Here is a 9242-nt window from a genome sequence, read left to right as displayed (position 1 = left end):
TGGTCAAGGAGGATTCGGTCAACCCCCAGACCGCCACCACCAAGGCCGAGCGGCTGGCCGAACGCCGGGACGTGGCCCTGATCATGGGCGAGATCTCGTCGGCTTCGGCGCTGACGATCTCGCAGGTCGCGGCGCGGGCCAACAAGCTGTTCATCAACACCGGCGCGAACTCGGACACGCTGCGGGGGCAGGACTGCAACCGCCACATGTTCCACGTCGAGGTGCAGAACGCGATGGTGGTGAACGCCGAAGGCAACTACCTGCTGAACAATGACATGGTGAAGGACAAGGCGTGGTACATCCTCAGCGCCGACTATGCCTTCGGCCATGACCTGCGCAACGGGGCGCTGGCCTTCCTTGAACGGCACGGCGGGCGCACGGTCGGCGACGATCTGATCCCGACGGATGCGACGGACTTCTCGTCCTATCTGCTCAACATCCGGGCGGCGGCGCCCGATGTGCTGATCTCGAACCTCGCAGGCACCCAGACGGCCAGCTTCTTCAAGCAATACGCGGAATTCGGACTGGACATCCCGCTGGCGGGTTTCGACTACAACACCGTGATCGCCTGGGCGATCGGGGCGCGGGACTTCCAGGGGACATGGCCCTGCGTCTGGACCCACCAGGTCAAGGCCGACGGCTCGCAGGCCTTCGCCCAGTCCTTCATGGAGAAATACGGCCGCCCCGCCGACAACCAGGCCTATCTGGACTACATGGGCCTGCGGGTGATCGCGGATGCCATCGCCCGGGTCGGCGGCACCGACACCGAGGCGCTGATCTCGTTCCTCGAGGACCCGGCGACCGACTTCGACGTGCTGAAGGAACGCCGGGGCCGCTTCAATCCCGCGAACCACCAGTTGCTGCAGGAAGTCTATGCGGTCACGGCGCTGGATGCCTCCGAGGTCCGGAACGAATGGGACATCTTCACCACCTCGGACCCGGTGCCTAACCCCGACCAGCCGCTCGAGGTGCTGATCGAGGATGCCGTGGGCGGCGCCTGCTCGTTCTGAGGCAACGGGCCTTGCCGGCCTTCCGATGAAAACAGGGTGCGCCGGCTGGCGCGCCCGGCCAGCCTTCATGACAGGTCATCCGAATGGCATCGATCTTTCTGTCCCAGCTTCTGAACGGCCTGCTCGATGGCTTCTACTACATGCTCATCGCGCTGGGCCTGTCGCTGATCTTCTCGCTCGGCGGCATCGTGAACCTTGCCCATGGCGCCTTCTTCACGCTGGGCGCCTACCTGGCCTTCGTATTGTCGCCCCATATCGGCTTCTTTGGGGCGCTGGTCGTGGCGCCGCTGATCGCGGCGGCCGTGGCCATCGTCGTCGAGCGTGTGCTGTTCACCCGCTTCTACCGCGAGGACCCGCTTTACTCGCTGCTGCTGACCTTCAGCCTTGCGATGATCATCGAACAGAGCCTCAGGTGGTATTTCGGCGCGACGCCGCGCGCCTACTCCATGCCCGATGCCCTGCGCGGGCAGGTCTTCCTGGGTGATTTCGTCTATTCGCGCTACCGGCTGTTCCTGATCGCCGTCGCGGTCGCGACGGTGGCGGGCGTCTGGTACCTGCTGAACCGCACCCCTTTCGGCCGGATCGTCCGCGCGGGCATCCAGAACCCCGACATCCTCGGCACGTTGGGAATTTCGCTGCGACCCTATCTCTCGACCGTCGTGGCGCTGGCCATCGGAATCGCGGCGCTTGCGGGCGTGCTGATGGCGCCGATCCAGCCGGTCCACCCGCTGATGGGGGTCGAGGTTGGGACCGCGGCCTTCGTGGTCGTGGTGATCGGGGGCCTCGGGTCCTTCTGGGGCGTGGTCATCGCCGCGATCATGGTCGGGCTGGTCAAGGGCCTGATGATCGGGCTGGGACAGTCCCAGTTCTCGATGATGGCCATCTACCTGCTGATGTTCATGGTCCTGCTTCTGCGTCCCCGCGGCCTGCTGGGCGAGCGCATTACCCGTTTCGAATAGGTCTTCCATGCAGAACATGCGAACACTGACGGTCGCGGCAGCGGCGCTGATCCTGCTGCCTTGGGCCTTGTCGCTGCTTGGCCTCGGCCCGAACAGCGCAAGCGAGGTGGTCATCTTCGCCCTTGCGGCGATGGGGCTGAACATCCTTGCGGGCTATACCGGCCTCGTGTCCTTCGGCCATGGCGCCTGGTTCGGGCTGGGGGCCTATGTCGCGGGCATCACCGCGTTGCGGCTGGGCAATGCCAGCATGGCCGTTTCGCTGGTCGCGGCCCTGCTGTTCACGGCGGCGCTCGCGGCGATCATCGGCTTCCTGGTCCTGCGGCGGCGCGGCGTCTATTTCTCGCTGATGACGCTGGCGCTGTCGGCGATGGGGTTCCAGCTTGCCTTCCGCTGGACCGAGGTCACGGGCGGCGAGAACGGCCTTGGCGGGATCGAGCGGCCGGGCCTTCTGGACAACAACCTCAACTTCTACATCGTCGTGGCGCTGCTGGCCTTTCTGGTGATGGCGCTGATGCTGCGCGTCCTGCAGTCGCCGGTCGGCAGCGTCTTTGTCGCCATCCGCGAGAACGAGAACCGGGCGCAGGCCCTCGGTTATCATGTCCAGCGCTACAAGCTGGCGGCCTTCGTGCTGTCGGCAACGGTGACGGGGCTGGCCGGGGCCCTGCTGCTTTACAAGAACCGCCTGACCTCGGCCGAGCCGATGTCGGTGATCTTCTCGGGCGAGCTGCTGGCGATGGTGGTCATCGGGGGCATGCGGGGCTTTCTGGGGCCGGCGCTGGGCGCGCTGTTCTACATCCTGTTCCGCGAATACCTGTCGATGTATACCGAGAACTGGCTGTTCTGGTTCGGCCTGATCTTCCTCGGCTTCGTCCTCTTCGAGCGGCAGGGCCTCGTGGGCATCGGCGCGCAGGTCAGGCGCCGCCTGTTCCCCGAGGCTGTGACCGGCGCCGCGATGGCCGACCGGAAGATCGAGAAGCACCCGCTGCCCGCCGCCATCCGGAGCCGCGATGCGGGTGGCGGCAACGTGCTGGTGGCCGACGACATATCGAAGACCTTCGGGGCGCTGAAGGCGGTGGACGGCGTGTCGATCCGGGTCCGCGACAGGACGCTGCACGCCCTGATCGGTCCGAACGGCGCGGGCAAGACCACGGCCTTCAACCTGCTGTCCGGCATCATCCCCGCCGACAGCGGCAAGGTCAGCTTCCTCGGCCATGACATCTCGGGCAGCACGCCCGACCAGATCGCGGGGCTGGGCCTCGGCCGGTCCTTCCAGATCACCAGCCTCTTTCCCGATCTGACGATCCGCGAGAACCTGCGCCTGGCCGTGCAGGCCCATCATCCCAGCCGCACCCGCGCCCTCAGCCCTGCCGGCAGCGTGGCCGAGGTGAATGCCAAGGTGGACGAGATGCTCGACTGGATCGGGCTCAGGGGGATGGAGAACGCCATCGCGGGCTCGCTGTCCTATGGCGGCCAGCGGCTGCTGGACCTCGGCCTTGCGCTGTCGACGGAGCCGAAGATCCTGCTGGCCGACGAGCCGCTGGCGGGCCTGTCGGTGGCGGAACGCGAGCGTGTGGGGCTGCTGATCAAGGACGTGTCCGCCAGCATCCCGGTCCTGCTGGTCGAACATGACATCGACCGCGTGTTCGACCTTGCCGACCATGTGACGGTGATGGCCGAGGGGCGCGTGCTGCTGGACGGCACCGTGGACGACGCCCGCAACTCGGCCAAGGTGCGCGAGATCTATATCGGCTCGGGCACCAGCGCCGTCGCGGCCTCGGCCCGGCAGGGGCAGTTCTCGGACGAGACGATCCTGTCCATCGACAGGATGAACCTTCACTACGGCAAGAGCCATATCCTGAACGACGTCGGCTTCGACCTGCACAAGGGCGAGATCCTCGCGCTGCTGGGCCGGAACGGGGCGGGCAAGTCCTCGGTGCTGAAGGGGGTGACGGGGATCGTCACGCCGTCCTCGGGCTCGATCCGGCTGATGGGCAACGAACTTGTGGGCCTGTCCAGCGCCCGGATCGCGCGGCTGGGGATCGGCTATGTGCCGCAGGGCCGGGGGCTTTTCGCGGGCATGACGGTGCGCGAGAACCTGGAACTCGGCCGCATCCGCCGCCGGACGGGCGAGGGGACGCATTGGAGCACCGAGGAAATCTTCGAATACTTCCCTCGCCTGCGCGAGCGGCTGGACACGCCCGCCGACCGGCTGTCGGGCGGCGAGCAGCAGATGGCCGCCGTCGCCCGCGCGCTGTCGGGCGACATCCGGGTGCTGCTGCTGGACGAGCCATTCGAGGGGTTGGCCCCGGCGGTGGTCGAGCAGTTGTTCCGCACCTTCGACCGGCTGCGGGACCGGCTGTCCATCATCATCGTGGACCACAACCTCGACCTTGCGCTGGCCCTGTCCGACCGCACCATTGTCCTTGAACGCGGCCGCGTGCTGCATGAGGTGGAATCGCGCCGCATCGCCACGGACCTCGACCTGCGGCGCGAGATGCTCTGGCTATGAAAAGGGAAACAGGAATGAATCACATCGCCATCGTTGGCGCGGGGCTGATCGGCCGCTCATGGGCCTTTGTCTTTGCCCGGGCGGGCTTCGAGGTCGGCGTCTGGGACAAGGACGCGGGCGTGCTGGACCGGCTGGCCGCCGATGTCGCCACCATGATCGGACGGGCCGCCCCCTTCGGCCAGGCCGGGGACGATCCCGCCGCCACGGCGGCCCGCATCCGGCCGGTGCGCGATCTGGGCGAGGTGCTGGCCGGGGCGGACTTGGTGCAGGAAAGCGGGCCCGAGGTCCTCGACATCAAGCGCGGGCTTTTCGCCGAACTCGACCGCCTCGCCGGGTCCGGGACGATCCTCGCCTCCTCCTCCTCGGCGCTGAAGGCGTCGAGCTTCGCCGAAGGGCTGCCGGGCGCCGCGCGCTGCCTTGTCGGCCACCCGGTCAACCCGCCGCATCTGGTGCCGGTGGTGGAAATCTCGCCCGCGCCCTTCACCGATCCGGCGGTGACCGAACAGGCGCGTGATATCTACGCCCGCGCCGGGCAGGTGCCGGTGGTGCTGAAGAAAGAGATCGACGGCTTCATCCTGAACCGCCTGCAGGCCGTTCTGCTGGCCGAAAGCCTGCGCCTGATCGCCGAAGGCTATGTGGACGTGCAGGGCTTGGACGACACCATGCGCCACGGGCTGGGCCGCCGCTGGGCCTTCATGGGACCGATGGAGACGATCAACCTGAACGCCCCCGGCGGCGCCGCCGATTATCTGGACCGCTACGGGGCGATGATGGCGGGCCTTGCCGGGGTTGAGGTGGGGGACATCGCCTTCTCGGCCGAGTCGGCGGCCAAGGTTGGCGCCGCCTTCCGCGACGTCTCGACCCCCGATGCGGTCCGCGCCCGCCAGGAATGGCGCGACGAGGAACTTGCCGCGCTGGCCGCGCATCTGGCGCAACGCGAAACCCCATCCCAGAACTGAGGACAGGACCATGAGCCTTCAGGGCAAAGTCATCATCACCTGCGCCGTCACCGGCGCGATCCACACGCCCTCGATGTCGAAATACCTGCCGGTCTCGGCCTCCGAGATCGTCGAGGCCGCGGTGGGCGCCGCCGAGGCGGGCGCCGCCATCATTCACCTGCATGCCCGCAACGAAGAGGACGGCCGCCCCGACCAGTCGGTTGAGGCCTTTCACCCGATCCTTAGCGTCATCAAGCAGCAGACCGCCGCCGTCCTGAACATCACCACCGGCGGCGCCCCCACCATGTCCATCGCCGAGCGGATCCAGCCCGCAAAGCATTACAAGCCCGAGGTCGCCTCGCTGAACATGGGCACGATGAACTTCGGCCTGTTCCCGATGCTCGACCGCTACGAGGCGCAACTGAAGCACCAATGGGAACGGGAATATCTGGGCAACAAGGACATCATCTTCCGCAACACCTTCGGGGACGTGGAACAGGTGATGACGACCTTGGGCGAGGGCGGGACGCGCTTCGAGTTCGAGTGCTACGACACGTCGCATCTCTACAACCTCAAGCATTTCTTCGACCGCGGCCTCGTGACCGGCCCGTTGTTCATCCAGACGGTGTTCGGCCTGATGGGCGGGATCGGCGCGCATGTCGAGGACGTGATGCACATGAAGCGCACCGCCGACCGGCTGTTCGGCGACAACTATCGCTGGTCGGTGCTGGGGGCGGGGCGCAACCAGCTTCCCATCGCCGCGATCTCGGCCGCGAACGGCGGCCATGTCCGCGTCGGGCTGGAGGACAACCTCTGGGCCGGGAAGGGCCGGCTTGCGGAAACCAACGCCGAGCAGGTCCGCGCCGCCCGCCAGATCATCGAAGGGCTGGGCCTGCAGGTCGCGACCCCCGACGAGGCGCGCGAGCTGCTGGCGCTGAAGGGCGGCGACCAGGTCAGCTTCTGATCCCCTATCGCCGCTTCGCCCAGGGGGGCGGGGCGGCATCCGAACATCCCAGCCGGAGAGGCCGATGACCCCATTCCCCGATTTCTCTCTTGAGGGGCGCACCGCGCTTGTCACCGGCGCGGGCCGTGGCCTGGGCCGCGCCATCGCCGAGGTATTCGCCCAGGCGGGCGCCGAGGTGATCCTTTGCGCAAGAACCGGGGAGGAAATCGAGGCCGTCGCCGCCGGGTTGCGCGATGCCGGCCATCGGGCCGAGGCCCGGCCCTGCGACGTGACCGACCTTGCCGCCTTCCGGGCGGTCGTGGACGGACTGGACCGGCTGGACGTCTTCGTCAACAACGCCGGCACCAACCGTCCCCGCAGGATGACCGAGGTGACGGAGGAAGACTTCGACCTGATCGTCGGGCTGAACCTGCGCGCGGCCTTTTTCGCGATGCAGGCGGTGACGCGGCGGATGATGGACCTTGGCCGGGGTGGGTCGGTCATCAACATGTCGTCGATGCTGGGGCATATCGGGGCCGAGGACCGATCGGTCTACTGCGCCTCGAAATGGGGGATCGAGGGGCTGACGAAGGCCGCCTCGATCGAACTGGCGCCGCACCGCATCCGCGTGAACTCGATCTGCCCGACCTTCATCGAGACGCCGCTGACGAAACCCTACTTCGAGAACCCGGCCTTCCTTGACCATGCCCTGCGGATGATCAAGCTGGGTCGTCTGGGCCAGGTCGAGGACATCACCGGCGCGGCGCTTTACCTTGCATCCGGGGCGTCGGCCCTGATGACGGGGTCCTCGATCGTGCTGGATGGCGGCTGGACCGCCGAGTGAAGCGTTGATCCGCAGGGCAGGGTGCCCTGACACCGGCGCGGACCCGGCATTACCGCTACTCGCGGGGCACCGGGACTGCGAGATTTCTCCGAAGCGGGTATTTACATACATACATGAATGTCTATAACGGCCCGATGCAAGGAAGGGCCGCATGCGGAAGACACGGGAAGATTCGGAACTGACGCGGCAGGCCATCCTTGACGCGGCCGAGCGGATGTTCTGCGAACGGGGCTTCGCGGCCACGACGCTGGACGCGGTCTCGCGTGCAGCAGGGGTCACGCGCGGCGCCTTCTACTGGCACTTCAAGGACAAGACCGAGGTTCTTGCCGCCCTGCACCAGCGCAGCTTCCTGCCGCAGGAACAGATCCTCGCCGGGGTCGCCGATGCCGGGCCGGACACGCTGGGATGCCTGCTGGACGCGACGGTCGAGGCCCTTCAATCCTTCGAGCAGGACGAGGGGCGGCAGCGGATCTTCCGCATCATGACGCACCTGACGCCGGCGGAATGCAATGACACGCTTGCCCGACTGGATGCCGAGATGCGGGCGCTGATCCTGCGGATCATGCAGCGCGCGCGGGACAACGGGACGCTTCATCCCGATTTCACCCCGCACGAGGCGCAGATCGTCCTGTCCGTCACCGTGGTCGGCCTTCTCGGCGAATGGCTGCGGTCCGGCAAGGGCTTTCCGCTGGCGTCCTTCGGCGGCAGGCTGCTGCGCCGTCAGATGGACCTGCTGCGCGCCGATCCGACGGGCGGACGGACGACCGGTCCCCCGGGTCGCGCAAGCCCCGCGACCAGGCATTGACTTTTCCGGCGCCGACGCGCCGAAACCCCGCCAAGCCATTTCTCCCGACAACCGGAAAGCTTCCCATGCTCCGATTCCGTTCCTCTTCGCCCGCGCCGGGCGTCATCGCCGCGCTGCTTATCGGGCTGTCGCCGCTTGCCGTCGCGGCGCAGGCGCCGACCCCTTCCGTCACCGTCATCGCGGCACAGCCGACCGACTATACCATGACCGCACGCCTGCCGGGCCGCATCAAGGCCTCGACCATCTCGGAGGTGCGGCCGCAGGTCTCGGGCATCATCCGGGAACGGCAGTTCGAGGAAGGCAGCGAGGTCGAGGCCGGCCAGCCGCTTTACACCATCGAGGACGAGACCTACGCCGCCGCCGTGTCGGCAGCCCAGGCCAGCGTGGCGCAGGCGCAGGCGAACTACGACCTTGCCGAGCGCGAAGCCCAGCGCGCCGAGGAACTGCTGGCCACCAACGCCGGGTCGGGCCAAAGGCGCGACAGCGCCGTGGCCACGCGCGACGCGGCCAGCGCCGCGCTGCAACTGGCGCAGGCACAACTGCAGTCGGCCGAGATCGACTACGAGCGGACCACCATCCGCGCGCCCATCGCCGGCGCCATCGGCTTTTCGCAGGCGACGCCGGGCACGCTGGTCGCGGCCCAGCAGCCGACGCCGCTGACGACGATCCGGGCGCTCGATCCCATCTATGTGGACGTGACGCAGTCGGCCAACGACCTGCTGCGCTGGCGACAGGCCGAAACCCAGGGCGGCGTGCTGGCGATGGGGCAGGCCACGCTGATCCTGCCCACGGGCGACGAATACCCGGTCAAGGGCGAGCTGCGCGCAGCCGAGCCGCAGGTCGAGCCGACGACCGGCATGATCACCCTGCGCATCGCCTTCCCCAACCCCGACAAGCTGCTGCTGCCCGGCCTTTATGTCGAGGTGCTGCTGCCCCAGGTCGAGGAGCAGGGCGTTTATCTCGTCCCGCAGTCGGTGGTGATGCGCGACGCGCAGGGCACCCCGCATGTGTGGGTGGTCGAGAACGGGACGGTCGCGGTGCGCAACCTGTCGATCCTCACCTCGGATGCGAACAACTGGGTGGTCACCGGCGGGCTGAACCCCGGCGACCAGATCGTCAGCACCGGCTTCCAGAAGGTCGCGCCCGGCGCCCCGGTCGAGATCGCGCCCGCCGGGCCGCCCGCCGCGGTGGCCGAGGCCGCGGCCCCGGCCGCGCCGGCCGAAGGAAACTGACA

Annotated in this window: 8 protein-coding genes; all 8 read left to right on the top strand. The window is 67.7% G+C overall.

Going from position 1 to position 9242, the window contains the following annotated elements; all coding sequences use genetic code 11:
• The coding region (locus tag Q4F04_RS01230) for an ABC transporter substrate-binding protein (RefSeq protein ID WP_303368018.1) at positions 1-1010 on the top strand (1010 nt) is incomplete at its 5' end.
• Between the two features lie 83 nt (positions 1011-1093).
• Positions 1094-1969 (top strand): branched-chain amino acid ABC transporter permease, encoded by an 876-nt coding sequence (locus Q4F04_RS01225; RefSeq protein ID WP_303368017.1) that lies wholly within the window; start codon positions 1094-1096, stop codon positions 1967-1969.
• Between the two features lie 7 nt (positions 1970-1976).
• Positions 1977-4478 (top strand): branched-chain amino acid ABC transporter ATP-binding protein/permease, encoded by a 2502-nt coding sequence (locus Q4F04_RS01220; RefSeq protein ID WP_303368016.1) that lies wholly within the window; start codon positions 1977-1979, stop codon positions 4476-4478.
• Positions 4479-4492: 14 nt separating this feature from the next.
• Positions 4493-5437 (top strand): 3-hydroxyacyl-CoA dehydrogenase, encoded by a 945-nt coding sequence (locus Q4F04_RS01215; protein WP_303368015.1) that lies wholly within the window; start codon positions 4493-4495, stop codon positions 5435-5437.
• Between the two features lie 10 nt (positions 5438-5447).
• On the top strand, positions 5448-6380 hold the full coding sequence (locus Q4F04_RS01210) for a 3-keto-5-aminohexanoate cleavage protein (RefSeq protein ID WP_303368014.1): 933 nt from the start codon (positions 5448-5450) through the stop codon (positions 6378-6380).
• Between the two features lie 64 nt (positions 6381-6444).
• Positions 6445-7203 (top strand): SDR family NAD(P)-dependent oxidoreductase, encoded by a 759-nt coding sequence (locus Q4F04_RS01205; RefSeq protein ID WP_303368013.1) that lies wholly within the window; start codon positions 6445-6447, stop codon positions 7201-7203.
• A 151-nt stretch (positions 7204-7354) separates the two neighbouring features.
• A complete protein-coding gene (locus Q4F04_RS01200; RefSeq protein WP_303368012.1) occupies positions 7355-8008 on the top strand; it encodes a TetR family transcriptional regulator in 654 nt (217 codons plus the stop codon).
• A 65-nt stretch (positions 8009-8073) separates the two neighbouring features.
• Complete coding sequence (locus tag Q4F04_RS01195; protein ID WP_303368011.1) at positions 8074-9240, top strand: efflux RND transporter periplasmic adaptor subunit; 1167 nt, start codon at positions 8074-8076, stop codon at positions 9238-9240.
• Positions 9241-9242: the final 2 nt, after the last annotated feature.

It is taken from the genome of Paracoccus sp. (in: a-proteobacteria) (assembly GCF_030536915.1).
GTDB lineage: Bacteria > Pseudomonadota > Alphaproteobacteria > Rhodobacterales > Rhodobacteraceae > Paracoccus.
The sequence above is the reverse complement of the archived record's forward strand: the minus strand, read 5'-3'. Positions and strand labels throughout refer to the sequence as shown.

Bases quoted from the DNA above. Each gene is read 5' to 3' on its own strand.
- Q4F04_RS01225 (WP_303368017.1), top strand. From the start codon at position 1,094: ATGGCATCGATCTTTCTGTCCCAGCTTCTGAACGGCCTGCTCGATGGC.
- Q4F04_RS01220 (WP_303368016.1), top strand. From the start codon at position 1,977: ATGCAGAACATGCGAACACTGACGGTCGCGGCAGCGGCGCTGATCCTG.
- Q4F04_RS01215 (WP_303368015.1), top strand. From the start codon at position 4,493: ATGAATCACATCGCCATCGTTGGCGCGGGGCTGATCGGCCGCTCATGG.
- Q4F04_RS01210 (WP_303368014.1), top strand. From the start codon at position 5,448: ATGAGCCTTCAGGGCAAAGTCATCATCACCTGCGCCGTCACCGGCGCG.
- Q4F04_RS01205 (WP_303368013.1), top strand. From the start codon at position 6,445: ATGACCCCATTCCCCGATTTCTCTCTTGAGGGGCGCACCGCGCTTGTC.
- Q4F04_RS01200 (WP_303368012.1), top strand. From the start codon at position 7,355: ATGCGGAAGACACGGGAAGATTCGGAACTGACGCGGCAGGCCATCCTT.
- Q4F04_RS01195 (WP_303368011.1), top strand. From the start codon at position 8,074: ATGCTCCGATTCCGTTCCTCTTCGCCCGCGCCGGGCGTCATCGCCGCG.